Origin of the sequence: Kocuria rhizosphaerae, from assembly GCF_044462265.1 — a bacterium.
Taxonomy (GTDB): domain Bacteria; phylum Actinomycetota; class Actinomycetes; order Actinomycetales; family Micrococcaceae; genus Kocuria; species Kocuria rhizosphaerae.
The window spans coordinates 1-24,012 of record NZ_JBISWL010000019.1; the positions used below are offsets into that span (position 1 = coordinate 1).

Genomic DNA, 24,012 nt, shown 5'->3' on the forward strand with positions numbered 1-24,012 from the left:
GCTCCGGCCGGCCTTCGTGGTGCGCGGCGCCCCGCGGCCCTCCCTCAGGCGCCCCGGAGGCCGGCGGCGGCGTAGCGGGCGTAGTCCTTGCGGGCGCCGGTCCGCAGCGTCTCGGTGACCTCGGCGGCCGCACCCTGCATGACGTGGACCCACTCGGCCACCGTGGCGCCGTCCACACCGCTGGGCAGGTGGCAGAGCCGCAGCACCAGGCCCGAGTTGCTGGGCCCACCGGCGTCCGGTGCGAACACCGGCACCACCACGCTCGCCAGGTCGACCCCCGTGTCGGACGCGCTGACGGAGCCGCCGAAGAAGTGGCCCGCGCCGGCGATGGTCGTGCGCACGGCCCGGTCCCGGGCCGGGGTCAGCTCGCCGCCGGCGTACTCGCTGAGGGCCTCCCCCAGCCGGGCGTAGCCGTCCGGATCGTGGTCCACGCGGGAGATGGCGTAGCCCTGGGCACGCACACGCCCGGCGGCCTCGCGGTAGGCGCCGGCCACCTGCTCGTCCTGCGGGTGGATCCGGGAGACCCAGCGGTCCACCTGGTCGGGACTCCAGGCCACGGCGGCCTCGCCCAGCGGCGGGATGAGGGGGACACGCACGCCGATGCGCTCGTCGGCGTCGCTGTCCCCGCCGTAGGAGGTCGCGCCGATCGTCTGGTCCAGCGCGCTGATCTGCACCAGCGCGGCGGCCGAGCAGCCGAAGCGCTGCGCGAGCCGGTCGAGCTGCGGGCGGGCCGCCTCCGCGATCCTGACCGCGGAGATCATCGACTCGTCCACGTGCGCGGAGAGCCCCGTGGTCGAGAACCCCCCGTAGCCGCCCTGGAAGAAGAGCAGCGGGGTCACCGGACGGTTCACCGCGACGTCGTCCACCGCCACCAGGGTGATGTAGTGGTCCCCGGCCTCGACCTCGCGGTCGATCCGGCCGTGGATGTGCGCGACGGCGCCGGCGATCATCGGCGCCCCCACGGACGACGGGGTCCACTCCACCTTGTCGAACTTCTCCGGATCCTTCGAGGCGAGCGTCCGGCACGCCTGGAGCTGGTCGTGGGCGAAGACGCTGATGCACACGTGGTCCGCCGCCCGCAGCTTCGCGTAGGAGGACGAGGTCGTCATCGGCATGAAGGAGACCAGCGGCGGCTCCAGGGAGACCGAGCTGAAGGTGCCGACGACCATGCCCACGGGCGCACCGTCGACCGCGGCGGTCACGACCACCACGCCCGTCGGATAGTGGCCCATGACGTCGCGGAATGCCCGGGGGTCGAAGGTGGTCGGGGTCTCGAGAGTGCTTTCACTCATGGTGTCCTCCTCGTGGCGTGGAATGACCGGCCCACTCGGCCGACAGTTTGCACTGTTGATGTCAGAATATATTCGTGAGTCAGATCACGCTACCCCTACGTCGCAAGTAGTTCACTCATGTGACTGCAAGTGCAATCCAGACAAGATTTTCTGAGACAGATTATGCACAATCCGTTGACAGTGTCATAAATCACACGCAGGATGGGTCACAGTCCCCTACCTGCACCCGTGAGACCACGCGGTACCTCGGAGAGATCATGGAGAAGCCATCGTGAACCGACTCAGATCAGCCAGTCCGCTGCTGCTGGTGTTCCTGCTGTTCATCGGCGCGTTCTTCGGCTACCCGCTGCTGATGCTCGTCTACGGCGCCTTCCGCAGCGGCCAGCCGGGCACCAGCGGCGAGCTCGGCCTCTCGGGGTTCGCGAACGCCTACGGGGACCCCGCCACCTGGGAGACGCTGTGGGCCTCGGTGCTCTACGCCGTCGGGGTGCAGGCCATCGGCCTCGTGGACGGGTTCGTCTTCGCCTGGTTGTCCACCCGGACCAACACACCGGGCGCCCGGGCCATCACCGTCACGATGATCACCATCTTCGCCATCCCCACGCTCTTCTTCGCGATCAGCTGGGGCATGCTCACGAGCCCGACCGGCCTGATCACCCAGGTGCTCGGCACGGACGCGGACGGCCGGCCCCGCCTCGACGCGTTCTCCTGGGTCGGGCTGATCCTGGTGAGCGGCCTGAAGGGCATCGCGGTGATGTACCTGCTGCTCCTGGGCCCCGTGCGGGCACTCAACCGTTCGATGGAGGAAGCGGCCCTGCTGTCCGGAGCCAACCGGCTGAGACTGTTCCTGGACATCAACATCCCGATCCTGCTGCCCACGCTCTCCGGCCTGGCGATCCTCGGCTTCGTGAACTCCCTGGGTCAGCTCGACGTCGCCCTCATCCTGGGGGTGCCGGCCGGGATCTACGTCTTCCCGACGCAGATCTACGACTTCCTCGCCACCACACCGATCCGGTACGACTCCGCGAGCGCGCTGGCCCTGCTGCTGATCGCCATCATCTACCTGCTCGTGCTGGTGCGGTCCAGGGCCCTCGGCAACCGGAAGTTCATCACCGTGACCGGCAAGGCCTACCGCCTGGAGCGGGAGGACATCGGCGCCTGGAAGTGGGCCGGCCTGGCACTGTTCCTGCTGTACACCGCCGTGGCGCTGCTGCTCCCCCTGGCCCAGCTCGTCATCGGCTCGCTCCAGCCGGTCCTGGGCGTCACCGGGTTCACCGTCAAGCACTACGTCGACCTCTTCGGATCGCCGAGCGTGCTGAACGCCCTGGAGAACACCTTCTTCGTCGGCGTCGTCGGCGGGTTCTTCGCCACGGCGCTGGCGGTGCTCATCAGCTACGTGGCGCTGCGGAGCAAGCACCGGCTGGCCAAGGTCCCCGAGCTCGTCGTCTGGGCCGTCGTCGCGGTCCCCGGGATCGTCCTGGCGCTGGCCATCACCTGGGCCTACCTGAGCGTGCCCGGGCTGCGGAACCTCTACGGGTCGGTCTGGATCGTGCTGATCGCCCTGATCATCGTGGTGACGCCGATCGCCCAGCGCGCCACCAGCGGCCCGGTCGGCCAGCTCGGCGTCGAGCTGGAGGAGTCCGCCCGCGTGAGCGGCGCCTCCGCCCCCCGCATGATGGCCACGATCGTCATCCCCCTGATCGGCCCCACGTTCCTGGCGTCCTGGTTCATCTCCGGCGTGATGGCCGCCGGCAGCCTGGACATCCCGATCCTGCTGTCCAGCACCCGCACGGAGACCGTCTCGCTGCTGGTCTACAACTACTACACCCAGCTCGGCAACGGCTCCCGTGCCGCCGCCCTCCTGCTGGTCCTGCTGGTCCTGCTGGCCCTCGGCGGGGCGATCCTGCTGGGCCTCGGACGCCTCCTGCGCCGGCGCGCCGAGCGCCGGACGAGGTCCCGCGGCGCCCTGGTGGACGCGGTCCGGCCCGAACCGGTGCCGGCCGAGCCGGCCGCCGCCCCTGTCCCCACCCCGACCACCGACGACGCCCGCCCGGTCGGCGCGGCCTCCACCCGATAGGAAGACCCATGGCAAGAGTGAGCATCGAGTCCCTGGAGAAGCGCTACTCCCCCAAGGCGGCACCCGCCGTGCCGTCACTGGACCTGGAGATCGAGGAGGGCGAGTTCCTGACGCTCCTGGGCCCGTCCGGATGCGGCAAGACGACCACCCTGCGCTGCATCGCCGGGCTGGAACGCCCCACGGGCGGGCGGGTCTCCATCGGGAGCGAGGTGGTGGACGCCCCGGCCGAGAACCGGCACGTCCCACCCGAGAAGCGGGACATCGGGATGGTCTTCCAGAGCTACGCGCTCTGGCCCCACATGTCCGTGGCCGCCAACGTCGGCTACCCCCTCCGGATGCGCAAGGTCAGCGTGCCGGACCGGGCACGGAGGGTGCGCGAGGTCCTGGAGCTGGTCGGACTGGACGAGTACGCCGGCCGCATGGCCACGGACCTCTCCGGCGGTCAGCAGCAGCGCGTGGCGCTGGCCCGTGCCCTGGTCGCCGACCCCCGCCTGCTGCTGTTCGACGAGCCGCTGTCCAACCTGGACGCCCGGCTCCGCCAGGACATGCGCACCGAGCTGCGGGACACGCACCGCCGCGTGGGGACCACCTCCGTCTACGTCACCCACGACCAGGAGGAGGCCGTCTCACTGTCGACGCGCATCGTGCTGCTCAACAAGGGCCGGATCGAACAGGTCGGCACGCCACGGGAGATCTACTGGCACCCCGTCTCCCACTTCGTGGCCGACTTCGTCGGCTACGACAACTTCCTGAGGGCGACCGTCGTCACCTCGGCCGCGCACGGCGTGGCCGTCCGCCTGGACGGCACCCACCTGCGCCTCGACTGCCCGCCGCGAGCCGGGCTGGCGGAGGGGGACCCGGTCGAGGTCGCGATGCGGTCGGCCTCCGTCATCATGGGCGAACCCGCCGAGACGATGCCCAACCGGTTCACCGGCACCGTGGTCGACATCGTCTACCTCGGCGACGAGTACATCTACGTCCTCGAGATGGGCCCCCAGCGCTTCTCCGTGTCCCTGCGCACGGCCGAGGTCGCCAACATCTGGCCCGGCGGTGCGCCGTCCCGCGGCGAGGCGGTCACCGCCGCCATCCCGCCCGACTCCCTGGCCTGCCTGCCCCGCTGATCCCTTCGCACCATCCTCACGAAAGGTCCACACATGAAATCACGCACCCTGTTCACGACACTGGGACTCGCCTCCGCTCTCGCGCTGACCGGCTGCGGCGGCTCCGCCCCGGCCTCCGAGGGTCTGGGGGAACGGGAGGGGGTCGACGCCGAGGCCGGCCTGGGCGGCGCCGAGGCCATGGCGGAGTTCGAGCAGATGTACGCGGCGGCGGTCGAGGACGGTCAGACCACGGTCAACGTCTACACCCCGCTGACCGCCACCTGGCCGGCCGTCTTCGAGGGGTTCCAGGAGCGCTTCCCGAACATCCGCGTCGAACCCCTGCAGATCGTCGGTGCCGAGCTGGACACCAAGGTGTCGCAGGAGCAGGCCTCCGGGCAGCGCATCGCCGACGCGGTCATCACCGGCGACACCGGCGCCGTGGCCCTCGCCGACCGGGACTACTTCACCGAGTTCCGCCCGTTCAACGCGGAGGATCTCACCGGCGACCCGCAGTTCTCCCTCGAGGGGGGAACCCTCACCGCGGTCTCCGCCTCGCCGCGCGGGTTCGTGTACGACACCCGCCAGGACCCGGGCGTCGTGCCGGAGAGCTGGGAGGACCTGCTCGACCCGGCGCTGAAGGGCAGGATCACCATGACCGATCCCGCCACCGACGGTGGCGGCATGCAGTGGGCCGACCTGGTGCTCAACGACGACTCCCTCGGAGCCGGCTACCTGGAGCAGCTGGCCGACCAGGACGTGGTCATCGCGTCCAACACCGCGGAGTGCCACAACGCCGTGGTCCAGGGCCGCGCCTACGTCTGCCTCATGGGCGCCATGGGCAACTACCTGACGCTGTCCGGCGACGGCGCCCCGGTGGAGATCACCTACCCCGTCGAGGGCGGCAACTGGGCGACCTACTGGTACGCCGGGGTCATCGACGGCGCCGAGAACGCTGACGCGGCCCAGCTGCTCACCACCTGGCTGAACTCGCCGGAGGCCAACGAGATCAAGGCCCAGGCCGGCCACGGGCCGGTGACCAACGCCGAGGACGTGGAGCTCGAGTTCGAGAACCCGGCCGACGTGCCGCAGCTCCCGCGGCCGGACCTGGCGGACGTCACGGACCGGCAGAGGTCCAGTCAGCCGGTCATCGCGGGCATCTTCGGCTGACACCCACCCGGCGGTGAGGGCCTCCGGCACCCGGTGGCCCTCACCGCTGACCCATGACGTGGGACCACCCGGGGCGCCCCGGAGGACCACGGGCCGTCGCCGGCGTCCGGGGCCGAGCGAAACCGAGCGGAACCGATCGGACGGAGGAGCACCGTGGGACAGGAACCGGACCGGGGCATGCGCGTCGTCACCCTCGGCACCGCAGGAGGACCGCTGCTGCGCCCGCGCCAGGGTTCGCGCCACCACAGCGGCATCGCCACGGCCGTCGTCGTCGACTCCGCAGTCTACCTCGTGGACTGCGGGCACGGCGTGGGGCTGGGCATGGCCGAGGCCGGGCTGCGCTTCACGGACCTGGCGGGCATCTTCATCACCCACCACCACTCGGACCACACGATCGACCTCAACACCGTCATGGTGCTGGGCGGCCTCGCCCTCCGCGGCCGTCCGGACCGGACCGTCCCGGTGCTGGGACCGGGCCGGCGCGGCGTGCTGCCGCCGGCATCCGACCCCGCGGAGGAGGACCCCGAGCCGATCTTCCCCGACGCGCCGACGCCGGGGACCGCGGACCTGGTCGAGCTGCTGCTGCGCGCCCACGCCACCGACCTGAACGACCGTCGACGGGACTCCCGCGCTCCGGACCTGTCCCGCGTCTTCCGCGGCGCGGACATCACCGTCCCGCCCCACGTGGGCTTCCACCCCGACGGGGCGAACCATCCCGCCATGGACCCGCTGGAGGTCTTCCGGGACGGACGTGTCACGGTCACCGCGACCCTGGTCCAGCACCGGCCGGTGGCACCGGCCTTCGCCTTCCGGTTCGACTCGGCCCACGGCTCCGTCACGGTCTCCGGGGACACCGCCCCCAGCGAGAACCTGGTCCGGCTCGCGGCGGGCTGCGACCTGCTCCTCCACGAGGCCATCGATCTGGACGCGGTGGCCGGCAGCTACCGGGCCCCCACGGAGAAGGACCTGGCCGCCAGCATGGGGCACCACCGGCGAGCGCACACGACGCCGGAGGACGCCGGGCGCATCGCCGGCGCGGCACAGGTCCGCACCCTGGCGCTGCACCACCTGGTGCCCGCCCATGCGCCGGCCGAGACCTGGCAGCGGGCCGCCACCACGTTCTCCGGGGAGCTGCTGGTGCCCGTGGACGGAGAGTCCATTCCGATCGGAGGCTGAGCCCCGATGCCTCCCCTGCGGGATCGCAGCGAAGACATTCATACTCGACGTACAGAATGTATTCTTTCTTGACCTTTGTATGATGCCTGCTTTACTGTTATATCGGATGTGATGTGCATTACCCCGCCGCAGCACGCGGCCCGGGACGCCACCGCAGGAAGCACCCCGGCCCCGCAGTGCGAGGCCGTCGACGGCAAGGAGGCAGAGTGGAGAACCGATTCGACGCGGAGCGCGCGGTCATCGTGGTGGGGGCCGGTCCGGTCGGTCTGACCGCCGCCCTGCTGCTGGCCGATGCGGGGGTGCGCACCACGGTCGTGGAGAGGTCCACGGCCCCCGGTGATCTTCCGAGGGCCATCAGCCTGCAGGACGAGTCCTTCCGGGTGTTCGAGCGGATCGGGATCGCCGACGACCTCAAGGCGGAGTCCCTGCTGGACACCGGGAGCCGCTACTTCGGCCTGGACGAGTGCCTGCTGGCCGAGGCGCGGCCGGCTCCGTCCCGGCTCGGCCACCCGGCCAAGACCCAGTTCGACCAGCCGATCCTCGAGCAGCTGCTCTTCGACCGGGCGGTGGCCCACCCGGGCCTGGAACTCCTGCTCGGCACCGAGGCCACGGAGCTCACCCAGGACGCCGGGGGGGTCACCCTCGGGGTGAACACCCCGGACGGACGGCGCGTCCTGACCGCCGGCTGGCTGATCGGTGCCGACGGCGGGCGCAGCTTCACCCGCACCGCCGTAGGGGTCGACCTCGTCGGCTCGACCCAGCCCCAGCGGTGGATCGTGATCGACCTGCTCAACGAGCCCGCCGAGCGGGAACCGTACGCCGAGTTCCACTGCGACGGCCGGCGCCCGTACGTGCTGGTCCCCGGCGTCAAGGGACGCCTGCGGCTGGAGTTCATGCTCTTCGACCACGAGGACGCCGACGAGATGACCACGCCGGCGCAGATCCGGGAGCTGCTGCGGCCCTTCCGCCCGCAGCTGGACCCCGCCGACATCCGGCGCGCGGCCGTGTACGTGGCCCACCAGCGGGTCGCCCGGTCGTACCGCTCCGGCCGGGTCTTCCTGGCCGGGGACGCCGCGCACCTGATGCCGCCCTTCGCCGGGCAGGGCCTCAACGCGGGCGTCCGCGACGCCTCCAACATCGCCTGGAAGCTCGTCGACGCCGTCCGGGGCGGGGCCACGGACCGGCTCCTGGACACCTACGAGATCGAGCGCCGGGTCCACGGCGCGCAGATGATGAAGCTCTCGCGCCGGATCGGCGCCGTGGTCATGGCCACGCACCCGCTCGGCACCCGGCTGCGCGACGCCGCCCTCCGGCTGCTGCGCAAGGCTCCCCCGGTGCACGCCTACCTGGCCGGCATGCGCTTCGTGACCCCGCCGGACTACTCCGGCGGAGTCACCGTCCGGGCCGGCGGGGCCGCCGAGGGGCTCCCCGGGATCACGGCGGGGCGGGCCCTGAGCCAGCCCACGGTCACGGACCCCTCCGGCCGGACCGCCGGCCTCGACACCCACCTCGGCCGGGGCTGGTCCGTGCTCGGCCTCGGCGCCGACCCCGACGGCCTGGACCCGTACTTCGCCCGGATCGGGGCCGCCCTGGTCCGCCTGGACGGGCCGGACACCGACGCCACCGCACGGCGCGGGGACAGGGCCGACGTCGTCCGCGTCCGGGAGGACCGCGAGATCCTGACCGCCGGCCTTCCCGGGGAGCCGGTCCTCGTGGTGGTGCGCCCGGACCGGTACGTGGCCGCCGTCTTCACCCCCGCCGAGCAGGCGCAGGTCGTGGCGGGGCTGCGCACCCACGTCGACGACCGCGTCCGCGCCGCCCGCCAACCGACCGCCTGACCGCACCCGCCAGGCCCCGAAGCACTCCCCAGGAGGACCGATGACCGCTCTCAGCACCCCGCTGGCCGCCCGACCGACACACGGCGACCTGTACTGGAACGACGACCACCCGCAGATCACCGAGGACGACGACACGCTGCGCCGGATGATCGCCGGCGCCGAGGCGCCGGTCCTGCTGGCCGCCCTGGCGACCGCCCTGCGGGACACCGCCCTGCTGCCCCCGGAGCTCTCGCCCCCCTTGCCGCCCATGGGGACCGCGCTGAAGCCGCACGGAGGCCTGACCGCCGATCAGGTGGTCCGGGCGCAGGAGCTGGCACTCGAGGGGCTGCGGCGGCTGCGGGACGAGGGCCCCGGCTCGCTCGAGCCGCTCAGCCCCGCGCAGACCGACACCGTGCTGAACTGGTTCACCGGCGGCCGCACGGAGCGGGACCCCAACTGGATGGGCCAGATGAAGCACGAGTTCGCCCTGGCCCCGGACCGCAACGGCTCACCGGACTGGCGGTACGAGGACTACCGGGCGGATCCGGGGGCGGAGCCCTTCGAGACCCTGATCGTGGGCGCCGGCATCGCCGGCATCGCGGCCGCCTACCGCCTGCAGGAGGCCGGCCTGCCCTTCACCTGGATCGAGGCCTCCCACCGTGTGGGCGGGACCTGGTGGAAGAACCACTACCCCGGCGTGCGCCTGGACACCCCCACCTACGGCTACAGCTTCTCCTTCGCCCAGCGGGTCGACTGGCCGCACCAGTTCGCCCAGGGGCACGAGGTCCTCGACTACCTGGAGACCGTGGCGGAGAAGGCCGGGTTCACCGATCGGATCGAGCTGCAGACCTCGCTCGTGAGCGCGGTCTGGGACGAGGGGTCGGCGACCTGGCTGGCCACCACCCGCACCCGGAACGGCGCGGAGCAGACCCGCCGCTACAACGCCGTCATCACCGGGGTGGGCCAGCTGGACCACCCGCACGTCCCGCAGTGGCCGGGCCAGGACACCTTCCGAGGGGCCCAGATGCACTCCCAGGAGTGGGACCACGGCGTGGACCTCAAGGGCAAGCGGGTCGCGGTGATCGGCACGGGAGCCAGCGCGTACCAGATCGTGCCGGCCATCGCCGGCGACGTGGACCGGCTGTACCTGTTCCAGCGCAGCGCTCCGTGGATGCTGCCGGCCCCCACCTACCACGCCCCGATGTCCGAGGCCGCGGACTGGCTCCACGCCAAGGTGCCCTGCTACGGGCAGCTGTTCCGCCTGTGGGTGACCGCCGGCGGCATCGAGGGCCGGCTCCACATCGCCACCGCCGAGGAGGGATGGGAGGGCGCTCCGCTGAGCGTCTCGCGCGCCAACGAGGAGTTCCGCCAGGAGATCGTCCGGCGCATGGAGGAGCAGTACGAGGGCCGCCCGGACCTGCTGGAGAAGGCCGTCCCCCACTACCCGCCGTCGGCCAAGCGCATGCTGCGGGACAACGGCGTCTGGGCCGCGGCCCTGAAGTCCCCCCGGACCGAGGTCATCTCCGAAGGACTGGAGTCCTTCACCCCGGACGGGCTGGTCACCGGTGACGGGCGGGAGCTGGACGTCGACGTGGTGATCTACGCCACCGGGTTCCGTCCCTCCGACTACCTCGACCCGATCACGGTCGTCGGCCGCGACGGCCTGGAGATCCACGACTACTGGGGCGGGGACGCCAAGGGCTTCGCCGGCATCACCGTGCCGAACTTCCCGAACCTGTTCATGCTCCTCGGGCCCAACACCGGCGGCGTGGTCGCCGGCGGCCTGCACTTCATGATCGAGCGGGCCGCCGAGTACGCGGTGGAGGCCGTCCACCAGCTGCTGGAGCGCAAGGTCCGGGCCCTGGACCTGAAGCAGGAGGCCCTCGACCGGCACGTCGAGTGGGTGGACGCCGAGAACTCCCGGATGACCTGGGGCCAGCCCTACGTCAGGACCTGGTACAAGAACCGCTTCAACCGCGTCTCCCAGGTGTGGCCCTTCCCGACCACGGAGTACTGGCGGATCACCCAGGGCATCGAGCCGGACGACTACGAGTTCCTGCCGTGACCGGCCCGGGGGCCGGGCCGGGCGTCGACCGCGTCGTCCGGTACGCCCGGCCGGCCGAGCCCGGCGACCGTTTCGCCGAAGCGGTCGCGGTCGGTCCCGCGGACGGACTGCCCCCGGAGTCCCCACGGGCCTTCCCACAGGTGCCGGGGTCGCTGAACGCGCTGCTCGGCGGCGCCAACGGCGAGGTGCCGCAGAGCGAGACGGCCTTCCAGCTCCGCGTCCAGGCGCCCGCCGGCGCCCAGGACCTGCCGGTGGTCGTGTTCGTCCCCGGCGGGGGCTTCCTCTCCGGCACGGCCCACGCCCGCTGGTTCACCTCCCCCGCCCTGGTGCAGGGCGGCCCGGTCGTGCTGGTCACCGTGAACTACCGGATCGGCGCCCTGGGGCACCTGGGACCGCAGGGCGGGGTCGCGGCCTCGCAGCGGCCGCTGCGGGACCTGCTGCAGGCCCTGCGCTGGGTCCACGACCGGATCGCCGCCTACGGCGGGGACCCGGGGAACATCACCCTGGCCGGGGACTCCGCCGGTGCCTGGTACGGCTTCGCCCTGGCCACGGACCCGGCGGCCGCCGGCCTCTTCCGCCGGCTGGCGCTCATCAGCCTGCCCTGGGAGCCACCGCTGACCGCGGCCGCCCTCCGCGAGCGCCGCGACCTGCTCGGCGGCGCTCTCGCCGAGGCCGGAGGCCTCACCGGCGCACCGGTCGAGGCCGTCCTGGGCGCGCAGACGGGACTGGCGCGCGCGTACGCCGGCCGCGGCATGGCCCTCATGCCGGCGGCCGGAGGCCCCGTCACCGAGGACCTGCACGACTACGACCGCTCGGCGCCCCGCCTGCACGTGGAGTCCCTGCTGCTGCTGTCCACCTCCGAGGAGGCCGCGGCCTTCCTGCGGGCGGCACCGGACTCGGCGTTCCCGCCGCAGGCCGTGGACGCCTTCCTGGAGTCGAGGTTCGAGGACCCGGCCGCCACGGCCGCGTGGATCGACCACAAGCGGCCTGACGGCACCGGCAAGGAGCGCATGGTGGAGCTGATGACCCTCCACCAGTTCCGCCTGGCCCACCTGGAGCTGGCCCGGGCGGCCGCCCGGGCCGGGATCGACGTGCACCTGGCCGGGTTCTCCGTGCAGAGCCCCCTGCCGGGCGCCGGCAGCCCGCACTGCATGCCGCTGCCCTTCCTCTTCGGGGATCGCCGGGCGTGGGCGGACGCCCCGATGCTCGACGGCGTCGCCCCGGAGACCTTCGAGGCCACCGCGGCGGCGCTGCAGGAGTGGTTCCTCGGGTTCGCCCGGGACGGCCGTCCGCGCGCGGCCGGGGCCGAGCTGGCCGCGTTCGACCCGCTGTCCCCCCGGCGTCTGGAGTTCAGCGGCCCGAGCGCCGCGCTCGAGGTGCCCAGCGAGCTGCACCTGGCGGCCCGGCGCTGACCGCGGTCACCGGGTCACGGGTCACCGTGGTCACCCGGATCGCCGGGTCACCACGGTGACCGGGTCACCGGGTCACCGGGGTGAACAGTCCCACCAGGTCGCGCACGTGCTCCAGCTGCGGCAGCCGCATCGCCAGCCCCAGGGCCTGATCGGCGCGATCGGCGTCGACCCGCTGGGAGAACGCGGCATTGAGGCGGTACTTCTCCAGGATCTGCGCCTCGGACAGGGGTGCGTGGTGGACGTCGCCCCGCGGCGAGTCGACCCGCTGACGACGGACGGTGCCGTCGGACAGGTGCACCTCGACCTCGGCCGTGAGCACCTCGGCGTCGTCCAGGGTGCCCTGCACCTCGATGCGCTCCAGGAGCCGCCGGACCCTGGGGTCGGCCATGGCCCGCGGTCCCAGGTGCTCGGGGCGCACCGTCCCGAAGGTCAGCGCGGCGGCCGCGGTGTAGTGGATGCTGAAGGCCGCCGAGACCTCCGGGCAGTCGCCCGGGGCGAAGCGCCGGCCCACGAAGCCCGCCGCCGTGCGCGGGGTGACGTGCACGACCACTCGGTCGATCCGCTCGGGGTCGACGCCGTGGTCCTCCACGAGGCGGACGCAGGCGTCCAGGGACGGGTGCGCCGCCCGGCAGCACGACCACGGCTTGATCACGGCGTCGGCGTAGAACTCCTCGCCCAGCCGTTCGACCATCACGGCCGGGTCCGGGTCCGCGCAGTAGGTCTCGAGGAAGCCGAACCTCCCGGACAGCGGGTCCGCCGGGCCCGTCACGCCGGCCGCGGCCAGCTCTGCGGCGGTGATCGCGTTGCGGGCGGCGAAGGCCATGGGCAGCTTGAAGGCACTGGCCTGGTCGAAGATGCTCGCCACCGTGCCGGCCAGCTGGTTCAGCACGATCCCGACGGCGTGACGGGTGCGGACCTCGTCCAGCCCCATCAGCAGGCACGCGACGACGGTCGCCCCCACGCCGTTGACGGTCCCGGTGTTGTCCTGACCGGAGTAGACGTCGAAGCCCGAGCCGAACGCGAGCCGGGCCGCGACGTCCTCGCCCGCCAGCAGCGCGGTGAGGACCTCCCGGCCCGTCGTCCCCTCCCGTTCGGCCACGGCGAGGGCCACGGGAACGGTGGTGCCGGTGATGTGCGCGGCCACCTGCCGCCGGCCCGGCCCCTCCGCCCCGACGGGTTCGAAGTCGAAGGAGCGCATCAGGGCCGCGTTGAGCATCGCGGCGTGGTGGGCGGGGATGCGGCGCCCGTCGCCCAGGACGGTGGCGTCCTCGCGGCCGCCCCACCCGGCGACGGTCTCCACCAGCTCCGGCATCCCCTGGGCCCGGTGGCCGGCGACGGTGTTCCCCAGGGCGTCGACCATGCGGTGACGGGCCCGTTCCAGCACCGTCTCGCCGAGGTCCTCGAACCGGACCCGGTGGGCGTGGCGGATCAGCCGGTCCGTGAGGGTCTGCTCCGCCGTGACGGAGCCGACCCCGTTCCCGCGCACCTCAGGCACCGTCCCGGTCGGATCCCCGGCCGGCGCCGACGGTCTGACGGGGGGTGTTGCGGGTGGCGATGCGCTTGATGGTCCTGTACCGGGCCCGCTCCAGGTGCGTGCTCTGCATCCCCTCGGCCCCCTCGGGGACGACCCGGATGCAGATCAGGCCGGCCACCAGGACCGCGATCCAGAAGACGCCCACCAGCGGCAGCCCGCCGGCGATCATCAGACCGGTCACGATCATCGGGGTGAAGCCGGCGCCCAGGGTGGAGGCGACCTGGTAGGACATGGAGGCGCCGGTGTAGCGGACGCGGGGCGGGAACAGCTCGGAGATGAACGCGCCGATCGGTCCGGCCAGGATCCCCTGGACCAGGCCGTTGCCCACGAGGATCGCCACGACGAACAGCCACGGGTCGCCGCTGGTGAGCATCACCAGGATCGGCCAGGCCAGGACGACCCCCGAGACCGCGCCGACGGTCAGCACGGTGCGCCGGCCGATGCGGTCGCTCATCCGGGCGGCCGCGAAGGAGACGGCCACGGTGACCACCGCGGCGGCGCCCTTCCAGTTGAGCACCCATTCCCGGTCGATGCCGCCGTTGACGGCCTGGGCCACGCCCCAGGAGGTGAGGATGCCCTGGCAGGCGTAGAAGCCCAGGCTGGCGATCAGGGTCAGGGCCACGGTCCTGGAGTGCCGGGAGATGATCTCGCCCAGCGGGGTCTTGCGGACCTCCTCGACCTGCTCCGCCTCGGCGGCCAGCTGCTGGAAGACGGGGGACTCGGCCACCTTGAGCCGGATCACCATGCCGATGACGATCAGCACGGCGCTGAGCAGGAACGGCACGCGCCAGCCCCAGTCCAGGAAGGCGTCGCCGGTCACCGCCGAGGTGGCCGAGACGACCAGCGTGGCCAGCAGGCCGCCGGCCGGACCGCCCGCGTTGGCGAAGGCCGCGGCGAACCCGCGCCGGGAGGCCGGAGCGTGCTCCAGTGCCATCAGGGTGGCCCCGCCCCACTCCCCGCCCACGGAGATCCCCTGCACCATGCGCAGGAGCACCAGCGCGACGGGCGAGAGCCAGCCCAGCACGTCCGGCGTGGGCAGCAGGCCGATGGCGATCGTGGCCACGCCCATCATCATCATCGACACCACGAGCATCTTCTTGCGACCCACCCGGTCACCGAAGTGACCGAAGACCACGCCGCCCAGCGGCCGGGCCACGTATCCGGCGGCCAGGGTGCCGAAGGAGGCGAACAGGGCCGGCGCCGGGTCGAGGTCGGAGAAGAACACCTTGTCGAAGACGATGGAGGCCGCCGTCGCGTACAGGATGAAGTCGTAGTACTCGATGATCGAGCCCAGCATGCTGGACCCGAGGACACGACGCAGGTCCTTGGTGTTCAGGGTGTCGTTCGGGGTCGACGGGTGTCCGTCGACCGCGGGGGTCGGGTTCTGCTGATCCATGGTCTCCAACTTCCGGGTGCCACGATGCACCGGGGTCGCACGCCGCAGCCGCCGGGCCGGACGGCCCGGCGGGGGCGATGACGGCCGGCCGGGATAGGGGTGCTCCACACCGTCGGGAGCACCGTGGGTGAGGACGGGTCAGGCCGACGTGAGCCGGCGCACCACAGGTCGGATGCCGAAGTCGCGGAAGTCGAGGGGGCGGTAGCCGCTCCACATGTTCCACCAGTTGTCTTCGGCGCCCCACACGACCGGCTCGCGGTCGTCGTCGTAGATCTGCTCCAGGTCGGTGTACAGCTCCACGACCGCACCGGACTGCTCTACATAATAGGCCGCGATGTTGTGACCTGCGCCATGACGGACGGGCCCCCAGATGAGGTCCCGCCCGACCTTGTTGAGCCGGTCCCCCAGCTTGGCCAGGTCCGCCACGGACTGGGTCTGCCACGCGTGGTGGTGGAAGGTGCCCTTGCCGGGGAGCAGCGCGATCCCGTGGTGGTCCGGATTGCACCGCATGAAGTAGGCGTAGTCGTCGCCGATCACGTCCGAGAGCCGGAAGTCCAGGACGCGGTGGAGGAACTCCATCATCGAGCGCGTGTTCCGCGGGTGGAAGTTGATGTGGCCGTACCGGTCCGGGCCGAAGCTCTGCTGCGCGGCCACGTCGGCCTGCCGCCCGACGACGATCTCGAAGACGTAGTCCTCCGGCCCGACGAAGCTGAAGCCGTCCTCCACCCCGGCCGTCCGGGGCCGGTCGGACAGGATCTCGAGGTTCTCGTCCTCGACGCGACGCCGGATGGTCCTCAGCGCGTCGCCGTTGCGGGCGATGAGCCCGAGGGAGTCCACGCCGTTGACGTCGGACTCGCGGTAGATGAGCTCGTGGTGCACCTCGCCGGCGGCCAGGTACACGGCGTCACCGGCCTCTTCGGTGACCCTCAACCCGAGCAGTCGGGTCGCGTCCCGGACGGAGGCGTCGAGATCCGTCGTCTGGATCCCCACGTGCCCCATCTCGCTGATCAGTCCCCAGGACATGTCTGCTTCCTCGTTCCTCTCGTGGCCGGTGGGCTCAGTGGGTGGCGACGACGGACTGCGGCACCATGTCGTCGGTCGCGGGGATTCCCGCTTCCTCGAACAGCTCCCGGAAGGCACCGGTCTCGCCCTTGCCCTGCGCCTTGCGGTGGTCCAGGGCCCGGGCCCGGCCGACCGAACCGAGGTAGAACCGTTCGTAGAGCTCGTTGCGCGAGCCCAGGGCCGAGCCGGCGAAGTCCCAGGCGGTGCGGAAGATCCGTGCACGCTCCCGGGCCGAGACGCCCTGGGCTCCGGGCAGGTACTTCTCGACCAGCGGGCCCAGCCGCGGATGGTCGAAGGCCGCCGCCGTGGGCGTGGCCAGCAGGTTGTGCGATCCCATGGTCTTGATGATGTCGTTCACCCGCGCCATCCAGATCGGCATCACGGTGCGCACCGAGGAGATGTCGTCGTGGCAGAACCAGGCTCCCCCTCCCCAGTCGGAGGACTTCACCTCGGCGGAGTGGACCACGGCCCGGGCGATGCGCAGGTACGAGTAGATCTCGCCGAGCATGGCGGCGGTGTCCGGCTTGGCGTCGGTGCCGGTGGCCCTGGCCATCTGCACGCACAGGTCGTAGGCGAACTCCAGCTTCACGCAGGCCCGGACGGCGGTCTGCTGCTGGGTGTTGCCGGTGGCCGTGCCCCCGTTGATCCGGTTGTAGACGTCGAGGTTGCCGTCGATGAAGACGCGGCGCCACGGCACCAGGACGTCCTCGAAGATGACCACCGCGTCCTGCTCGTCGAAGCGGGCCGAGAACGGGCGGTCCGCGACGTCCATGTCCACGGCGTACGAGTCACGGCACACGGAGACAACGCCGGGCGTGTTCACCGGGACGGCGAAGGAGATGGCGTAGTCCTCGTGTCCCGGTCGGATCGGCGTGGCCGGGTAGACGTAGAGCTCGTCGGCGATCGGCCCCAGGGTCGCGAGCATCTTCGCACCGCGGACGACGACGCCGTCGGCGGTCCGGTCCACCACCCGCAGTGTCAGGTCCTCGTTGACGCCCTCGAACTCGCCGACCGACTTGTCGATGGCCGCGTGGACGATGGTGTGGGTCAGGGCCAGGTCGCCGTCGATGACCTCACGCTGGTAGGCGGCGAGGCGGTCGTGGAACACCGTGTCGCCGTACTGCTCGAAGATGTCCCGCCGCGAGACGTGCCCGGCGAGCACCACGTTCACGTAGTCCGGGGTGCGCCCCAGCATGCCCACGGAGTAGCGGGCCAGGCGGTCGAAGGCCACGTGGCGGCGCTGGATGTCCTCGGCGCTGCGCGGCAGCAGGTGCGACACGTTCATCCGGCCGCCGTGGGGAGCCGGCATCAGCGTCTCGTCGGCGTGGACGTGCTGGTAGTCGAAGTAGCCGGCCATCCCCTCGACGGAGCGGGCCAGCGCCGGGTGGGTGGTGATGTCGACCTGCTCGTCCCCCAGCCACACCTCCCGACCATCGTCCAAGCCGGCCTTGTACTGGGCCCCGGTCCTCGCAGTCATCTTGTCTCCCATACCATCTGTGTCGTGCATTGTGAGTCTTAGAATATTTTCTCTGTCCCTGAGTCTACGATGTTGCTGTGACCTAGGCAATACCGCACGAAGATCGAATCCGCGATGGACATGGTGCAGAATGCATAATGCTGTGGATCGACGCACTCGCGTTTCTCGGTGGGGGTTTGCACAATCAGGGCACTAGACTGGCCCCATGGCCAAACGGACCGACGCAGAGACCCTCTCCAAGCACATCCGGGACGAACTGCGCAACAACATGCTCAGTGGACAGTGGGCACCGGGTGACCGGCTCCAGCTCAATCAGCTCTCGGAGCAGTTCCAGACCTCGTCCACGGTGGTCCGGGAGGCGCTCACCCGACTCGCGGGCGACCGCCTGGTGATCCTGCGCCCCAATCGCGGCTTCTTCGTCCCCACCCTGTCCCTGGACGAGCTGCGTGACATCACCGAGCTGCGCTGCGTGAACGAACAGTTCGGGGTCACCCTGGCCATCGAGCGCGGAGACCTGGCGTGGGAGGGCGAGCTGATGGCCGCGCACCACAGGATGGAGCGGACCCCCAGCCGCGACGAGGACAACCGCCTGACCGCCGAGTGGGCCGCCGCGCACCAGGCGTTCCACGCCCAGCTCCTGGCCGCCTGCGAGGTCCCCGTGCTCATCGACCTGACCAGCACGCTCTCCGACCTGACCCAGCTGTACAACCAGTGGGCCACCAGCGCCACGAACTGGTCCGGCCGGGACCTGTCCGCCGAGCACCAGGCCATCCTGGACGCCGCCCTGGCCCGTGACGCCGGGACCACCGCCGAACTGCTGGCGGACCACTACCGGGGCACCCTCGAGGCGATCACCACGCTGGGCGTGGAAGTGGGCCTCCCCACGGCGCCGGCCTGAGCCGTACGCCGCCGGGAGGCCCCCGGGCCGCCGGGTCAGCAGCTGACCCCCCGGTACCGTGCCGGCCAGATGCCCTGCTTGCCCGGGGCGAGGATGCCGGACGGATCCACCGCGTCCTTCAGACGCTCCTGGAACCGTCGCACCGCGTGGTCGTTGAAGTCGAAGCCGTCCGCGATCCGGTCCATGTAGTCGATGTGGCTGCGGTAGGGCGCGTACCCGCGGCGCCGTGCGGCATCCAGCAGGCGGCCGTACAGCTCCCGCGCACGGCCGAGCATCTCCTCGTTGCCGTTCTCGAAGTAGATCATGGTCACGTGCACCATGTGGCGGGGATAGAGGTGGTAGCCGATGTACAGGTCGAAGCCGTACTCGGTGTACAGCTCCTTGACCTCCTGGTAGAACTCCCAGACGTCCTCCCCGCGGGCGGGGAGGATCGGGGCGGCGTCGATGTGCCCCCCGTTCTCGGCCACGTAGTTGATCGTGCCCAGGGGCTTGAGCGTGGGGACGCCGGCCATCTGGGTGCGGTCCGTGTCGGCGATGTCCCCGTAGGCCACGCGCGCCCCCTCGGCGCCCTCGTAGAGCCGGGCGTCGACCGTGAAGCCGTCCAGCTCCGCGAACCGCTCGCGGATGATCTCCAGGCGCCGCTCGGCCAGGCCCTTGTCCCCGTAGATCCCGAACTTGGCGTTCCACTGGCCGATGCCCAGCTCCTGGCGGATCTCCTCGAGGCGCTCGGGCGGGATGGACCCCTCCCCCTGGTACCAGCGGGACCGCGGGCCGTTCATGGTCACCGCGCGGACGACGTTCCCGCACAGCGCGTTGTTCTGGATGACGTCCTCGCGCCGCAGCTGGGTGAGGATGTCGATCAGCTTCGGCAGGTCCTCCTCCCGCTCGACGGTGACGTCGCCGTTGACGTAGACCTCCGGCCACGGCATCAGCCACAGCCCGATCCGCGTCACCACGCCCAGGTTCGACTGCGTGAACAGCCCGTCGAGCGTCGGGCCGAAGCCCCCCTGGAAGATCGGGCCCAGGTCGCTCCCCTCCATGGCGCCCATCCCGGTCCGCAGCAGCTCGCCGTCCGGCAGGACCACCTCCATGCCGCAGATCTGCTTGGCGTGGTCCCCCAGCGGAGTCATGCCGTAGCCACGGTCCAGGGCGTTGCCCATGACGGAGCCCCAGCCCAGCGCCGGCACGGAGAGCCAGACCTTCAGACCGCGCTCCTGGACGTGTTCGAACAGGTCGAAGAACGTCACACCCGGCTCGACGACGGCGTAGCACAGCCGGTCGTCGACCTCGAGGATGCGGTTCATCCGGCCCAGGTCGAGGGCGACCACGTCCCGATCCCGCGGTTCCGGCCCGCCGTACCCGAGGTTCTTGCCGCACGAGAACGTCCACAGCGGTGTGCCGGTCTCGTTGGCGAGCCGGACCAGGGCCTGCACCTCGGCGGTGTCCGCGGGGCGCACGCCGGGCCAGGGCGAGCGGCCGGGCTGCAGCGGATAGGGGTCCCGGTAGCCCTTGTCACCCTCCGGGCGGATCACGTGCTCGGCCCCGACGATGCCCTCGGCCCGCCGCAGGAAGTCCTCTCGTGCGCTCTCCAGGTCGGGGCCACGATCCACGGACAGTTCAGTCATCTGCATGCCTCTCTGAGCTTCTGGGGCGGGCCGGGAACCCGCTGACGCCGCGCGACAGCGGTCGGCCCGGCGGCGCAACACGGCACCGCCACGGTCGGGACCTCGGGTGTCAGGCCGGGACGAGGGAGGTGGAGACCTCCGGCAGGCCCAGGTTCTCCCGGAAGGTCGCGCCCTCGTACTCGGCACGGAAGTATCCGCGGTCCTGGAGCTCGGGGACGAGCTTGTCGCAGATCAGCCGGAAGCCGCCCGGGTTGAAGGGCGAGTTCAGGTTGAAGCCGTCACAGGCCTTGGACTCGAACCAGTCGACCATCCGGTCGGCGATCTGGCCGGGAGTGCCCGCCATCCACTGGTGGCCGGTGGAGCGGGCGAGGTCGACGATCAGCTCGCGCAGCGTCATCCCCATCTCCACGGACTTCATCCGGTAGATCTTGTAGCGGCTGCCGTAGGCGTCGTCGTTCCGGAACCACTCGGCCGGGATTCGCTCGTCGTAGTCCAGCTCGGACAGGTCCATGCGCAGGTCGGCGCCGACCTGCGCTCGCCCGTTCTCCAGGTGCACGTGCCGGCCCAGCTCGTCGGCGAGCGCTCGGGCCTCCGCCTCGGAGTCACCGATGATCGGCAGGATGCCCGGGACGATCTTGACGTGGTCCGGGTTGCGCCCCTTGGCCTTGGCCATCTGCTTGAACCTGGCGTAGAACTCGATCGAGGGTTCCTTGTGGGGCTGTGCGGTGTAGATCATGTCACCGACCGAGGAGCCCAGGTCCATGCCGGGCCCCGAGGACCCGGCCTGCGCGAGCACCGGGTGCCGCTGCGGGCTGGTGGGCATGTTCAGCGGACCCTGCACCCCGAAGAACTCGCCCTGGTGGTCGATCGGGTGCAGGCGGGACCGGTCCAGGTACTCCCCGGAGTCGCGGTCCACGATCACGGCGCCGTCGTCCCAGGAGTCCCAGAGGCGGCGCACCACGTCGACGAACTCGGTCGCCCGGCGGTACCGGGTCGCCGGATCCGGGGCCTCCTCGATCCCGTAGTTCTGGAAGCCGTCGGAGGACGTCACGATGTTCCAGCCGGCCCGGCCGCCCGACATGTGGTCCAGGCCGCAGAGCTGCCGGGCCACGGTGTAGGGCTCCGTGAAGGAGGTGGACAGCGTCCCCACCAGACCGATGTGCTCGGTGCGGGCCGCGAGGGCCGAGAGCACCGAGACGGGCTCGTAGAAGCCGTTCATCTTGATGTCGCCGCGCAGCAGGGTGTTCGCGTGGACGACATCGCCGAAGAAGACGGCGTCCAGCTTGGCCGCCTCGGCCATCCGGGTGAGTTCGAGGACGAAGTCGAGGTTGCCCAGCTCTTCCGCCCTGCTCCCGTCCATCCGCCAGCTGTCCTTGTGGTAGCCCGCAGGAAGCATGAAGGTCGTCAGGATCATGTGCTGAGCCGGCTTGGAAGTGCTCATCGGTGCTCGTCCTTTCCAGAGAGTCGAACCCCTCCCGGCATGGAGCGGGAACGGTGTGGCCGCGGAGCCATGGAGATCGTCCTCACCACAGCATGGCGTACGTCACGGCATTTTTCTAGTCTGTTCGCAATATCACCGTCAGAATATTTTCTGATTGCCAAATGCATCTCAGCTGTCTACCGTGGGGTCCACGTCACCGCTCGGCGGCGCGCCGTCCACGATGGGCGCCCGGGGACGCCAACCGCCCGACTCGATGGGAGAACTCTGTGAACTACGTCAGCTTCTCGGCGCCAGACGGCACGGCCACGTGGGGTGTGGCCGATCGGGGCACCGTCCACGACCTCGGCCCCTCGGGGAAGGGACTGGCCCCCTCCCTCCATTCGGCGGTGGTCCAGGGCGTCTTCGGCCGGCTCACGCCCGCCGACCTGACCGGCGCCCCCACCCACGCCGAAGGGGAGATCTCCCACCTGCCCTGCCTGACCGCCCCGGGGAAGATCATCTGCATCGGCGTCAACTACCGGACCCATCAGGAGGAGTCGGGCAGGACGGGGCAGACGGCGCCCACGGTCTTCACCCGCTTCGCCGACACCCAGATGGGCCACCTGGCCCCGGCGGTCAAGCCCGCCTCGACCGGGAAGTTCGACTACGAGGGCGAGATGGCCCTGGTGATCGGCAAGGAGGCCTGGCACGTGGCCCCGGAGGAGGCCTTCGACCACGTCGCCGGCTACGCCAACTACAACGACTTCTCGGCGCGCGACTGGCAGAAGGCGGCCAGCCAGTGGATCCCCGGGAAGAACTTCCCGGCCACCGGCGGGTTCGGCCCCTACCTGGTGCCCGCCGCGGACCTGGGCGACGTCCGCGAGCTGACCCTGGAGACCCGCGTCAACGGCGAGGTCCGCCAGCACGCCTCCGTCGCGGACCTGTACTTCGACATCCCCACGCTGATCGCCTACGTCACCGGCTTCACCCGTCTGCACCCCGGCGACGTCATCGTCACGGGGACCCCCGGCGGAGTCGGTCTGTTCTGGGGGGAGGGCGGGCTCCTGGACGCCGGCGACGTGGTCGAGGTCGAGGTGACCGGCCTGGGCGTGCTGCGGAACACGGTGCAGGACGAGTCCTCCACCGCGCAGGCCCCGCAGGACGCCGGCTCGCTCGCGCACGCCGGCTGAGCCGGCCGGGACAGAGAACACCCCGTCGCGTCGGACGCGACGGGGTGTTCTCCTGCCCGGGCGTCTCCGGCGCCCCTGCGCCGACGGTGCGACAGACCGAAGGGACCCTCCCCGTGCGGGGGAGGGTCCCTTGCTGCCGGACGAGGCCGACCGGCCGGAGAGCGTCAGACCTGGTGGCCGATCTTGAACCCCTTGGCGGCCTCGCCGTGGTAGCTGCCGGACTCGTCGCCGGGACGGGTGTAGGAGAACCCGTCGGCGCCGATGGTCACGGCCATCTCGGAGGGCTCCTCCCGCTCGGCCGCCTCGACCACGTTGCCGTCGAGGTCGAGCACCGAGGAGGCCTCGGTGTACCAGGAGGGCACGACCGGGTTGCCCCACCAGTCGCGGCGCTGGTTGTCGTGCACGTCCCAGGTCACGGTCGGGTTGTCCGGGTCGCCCGTGTAGTAGTCCTGGGTGTAGATCTCGATGCGGTGGCCGTCCGGGTCGAGGATGTAGAGGTAGAACGCGTTGGAGACCCCGTGCCGGCCGGGTCCCCGCTCGATCCGGTCGGACAGGCGCAGGGCGCCCATCTTGTCGCAGATGTAGAGGACGTTGTGCTTCTCGTGGGTGGAGAACGCCATGTGGTGCAGGCGCGGGCCCTTGCCGCCGGTCAGGGCGGTGTCGTGGACGGTGGACTTCCGCGCGGCCCAGGCCGCGTAGGTCACGCCGTCGGAATCCTTGATGTCCTCCGTGACCCGGAACCCGAGGTTCTCGAGGTACGTCCGGCCCCGGTCCACGTCGGGGGTGACCTGGTTGAAGTGGTCCAGGCGCACCAGCGCCCCGGGGCCGTGGAGCTCGTAGCGCCAGTTCAGCCGCTCGACGTGCTCGACCTCGTAGAAGAACTCGTACGGGAAGCCCAGCGGGTCCTCGACGCGCACGGAGTCGCCGACGCCCTTCACGAAGCCCTCCTTCCGGCGCTCCGTCCGGCAGCCGAGCTCCCGGTAGTAGGCCTCGGCCCGGTCGACGTCCTCGGGGGTGCGGACCCGGTAGGAGAAGGCTGCCGCGGCGGCCACGGGCCCCTGGCGCAGGACCAGGTTGTGGTGGATGAACTCCTCCAGGGAGCGGAGGTAGATCGTGGTCCCGTCCTCCTCGGTCACGGCCAGGCCCAGCAGGTCCACGTAGAACTCGCGGGAGCGCTGCAGATCGGTGACCACCAGCTCCATGTAGGCGCAGCGCACGATGTCGGGCGGGGGAACGGTCGGCCTGGGGATGGCGGGGCTGTGGGTGCTCATGGGGAACTCCTCGTCGAGTGGTCGGTCGGGGCG

General features: G+C 71.2%; 17 protein-coding genes. 9 read left to right on the forward strand and 8 right to left on the reverse strand.

The window, feature by feature from the left end:
- Nucleotides 1–44 precede the first annotated feature (44 nt).
- A complete protein-coding gene (locus ACH9EU_RS02165; protein ID WP_396412292.1) occupies nt 45–1,292 on the reverse strand; it encodes a flavin reductase in 1,248 nt (415 codons plus the stop codon).
- 271 nt (nt 1,293–1,563) lie between these two features.
- Here ACH9EU_RS02165 and ACH9EU_RS02170 point away from each other — a divergent pair, with 271 nt between their 5' ends.
- The 7 genes from ACH9EU_RS02170 (at nt 1,564) to ACH9EU_RS02200 (ending at nt 12,106) form a co-directional block, all read left to right on the forward strand.
- Nucleotides 1,564–3,369 carry an ABC transporter permease subunit gene (locus tag ACH9EU_RS02170; protein WP_396412293.1) on the forward strand — a complete coding sequence of 602 codons (1,806 nt, stop codon included), beginning with the start codon at nt 1,564–1,566 and terminating at the stop codon, nt 3,367–3,369.
- 8 nt (nt 3,370–3,377) lie between these two features.
- On the forward strand, nt 3,378–4,490 hold the full coding sequence (locus ACH9EU_RS02175; protein WP_396412294.1) for an ATP-binding cassette domain-containing protein: 1,113 nt from the start codon (nt 3,378–3,380) through the stop codon (nt 4,488–4,490).
- Nucleotides 4,491–4,523: 33 nt separating this feature from the next.
- Nucleotides 4,524–5,636: an extracellular solute-binding protein gene (locus ACH9EU_RS02180; protein ID WP_396412295.1), complete on the forward strand. Its 1,113-nt coding sequence runs from the start codon at nt 4,524–4,526 to the stop codon at nt 5,634–5,636.
- 153 nt (nt 5,637–5,789) lie between these two features.
- Nucleotides 5,790–6,812 carry an MBL fold metallo-hydrolase gene (locus ACH9EU_RS02185; protein ID WP_396412296.1) on the forward strand — a complete coding sequence of 341 codons (1,023 nt, stop codon included), beginning with the start codon at nt 5,790–5,792 and terminating at the stop codon, nt 6,810–6,812.
- A gap of 206 nt (nt 6,813–7,018) precedes the next feature.
- Nucleotides 7,019–8,650 carry a bifunctional 3-(3-hydroxy-phenyl)propionate/3-hydroxycinnamic acid hydroxylase gene (locus ACH9EU_RS02190; RefSeq protein WP_396412297.1) on the forward strand — a complete coding sequence of 544 codons (1,632 nt, stop codon included), beginning with the start codon at nt 7,019–7,021 and terminating at the stop codon, nt 8,648–8,650.
- 40 nt (nt 8,651–8,690) lie between these two features.
- Nucleotides 8,691–10,694: an FAD-dependent oxidoreductase gene (locus tag ACH9EU_RS02195; protein ID WP_396412298.1), complete on the forward strand. Its 2,004-nt coding sequence runs from the start codon at nt 8,691–8,693 to the stop codon at nt 10,692–10,694.
- A complete protein-coding gene (locus ACH9EU_RS02200) occupies nt 10,691–12,106 on the forward strand; it encodes a carboxylesterase family protein (RefSeq protein WP_396412299.1) in 1,416 nt (471 codons plus the stop codon). Before ACH9EU_RS02195 ends, ACH9EU_RS02200 begins: the two co-directional genes overlap by 4 nt.
- 64 nt (nt 12,107–12,170) lie before the next feature.
- Here the strand turns inward: ACH9EU_RS02200 and ACH9EU_RS02205 are convergent, their stop codons facing one another.
- From ACH9EU_RS02205 to ACH9EU_RS02220, 4 genes are all read right to left on the reverse strand, one after another.
- Complete coding sequence (locus ACH9EU_RS02205; protein ID WP_396412300.1) at nt 12,171–13,592, reverse strand: MmgE/PrpD family protein; 1,422 nt, start codon at nt 13,590–13,592, stop codon at nt 12,171–12,173.
- A 1-nt stretch (nt 13,593) separates the two neighbouring features.
- Nucleotides 13,594–15,036, reverse strand: coding sequence for an MFS transporter (locus ACH9EU_RS02210; RefSeq protein ID WP_396412301.1), 1,443 nt, complete (start codon nt 15,034–15,036; stop codon nt 13,594–13,596).
- Between the two features lie 138 nt (nt 15,037–15,174).
- Entirely contained in the window at nt 15,175–16,059 is an 885-nt protein-coding gene (locus tag ACH9EU_RS02215; RefSeq protein ID WP_396412302.1) for a VOC family protein, read from the reverse strand.
- 34 nt (nt 16,060–16,093) lie between these two features.
- Nucleotides 16,094–17,575, reverse strand: a complete 1,482-nt coding sequence (locus ACH9EU_RS02220; protein WP_396412303.1) for a 4-hydroxyphenylacetate 3-hydroxylase N-terminal domain-containing protein — start codon at nt 17,573–17,575, stop codon at nt 16,094–16,096.
- Between the two features lie 205 nt (nt 17,576–17,780).
- On the opposite strand from ACH9EU_RS02220, the gene ACH9EU_RS02225 reads away from it, so the two are divergent.
- Nucleotides 17,781–18,473, forward strand: coding sequence for a GntR family transcriptional regulator (locus ACH9EU_RS02225; protein WP_396412304.1), 693 nt, complete (start codon nt 17,781–17,783; stop codon nt 18,471–18,473).
- A gap of 35 nt (nt 18,474–18,508) precedes the next feature.
- Here ACH9EU_RS02225 and ACH9EU_RS02230 read toward each other — a convergent pair whose 3' ends face one another.
- Both ACH9EU_RS02230 and ACH9EU_RS02235 read right to left on the reverse strand, forming a co-directional pair.
- Nucleotides 18,509–20,098 (reverse strand): FAD-binding protein, encoded by a 1,590-nt coding sequence (locus ACH9EU_RS02230; protein ID WP_396412305.1) that lies wholly within the window; start codon nt 20,096–20,098, stop codon nt 18,509–18,511.
- Between the two features lie 109 nt (nt 20,099–20,207).
- Complete coding sequence (locus ACH9EU_RS02235; protein ID WP_396412306.1) at nt 20,208–21,539, reverse strand: NtaA/DmoA family FMN-dependent monooxygenase; 1,332 nt, start codon at nt 21,537–21,539, stop codon at nt 20,208–20,210.
- A gap of 266 nt (nt 21,540–21,805) precedes the next feature.
- Here ACH9EU_RS02235 and ACH9EU_RS02240 point away from each other — a divergent pair, with 266 nt between their 5' ends.
- Nucleotides 21,806–22,708 (forward strand): fumarylacetoacetate hydrolase family protein, encoded by a 903-nt coding sequence (locus ACH9EU_RS02240; protein ID WP_396412307.1) that lies wholly within the window; start codon nt 21,806–21,808, stop codon nt 22,706–22,708.
- 164 nt (nt 22,709–22,872) lie between these two features.
- Here ACH9EU_RS02240 and hpaD read toward each other — a convergent pair whose 3' ends face one another.
- Nucleotides 22,873–23,979, reverse strand: a complete 1,107-nt coding sequence (hpaD, locus tag ACH9EU_RS02245; protein ID WP_396412308.1) for a 3,4-dihydroxyphenylacetate 2,3-dioxygenase — start codon at nt 23,977–23,979, stop codon at nt 22,873–22,875.
- Nucleotides 23,980–24,012 lie beyond the last annotated feature (33 nt).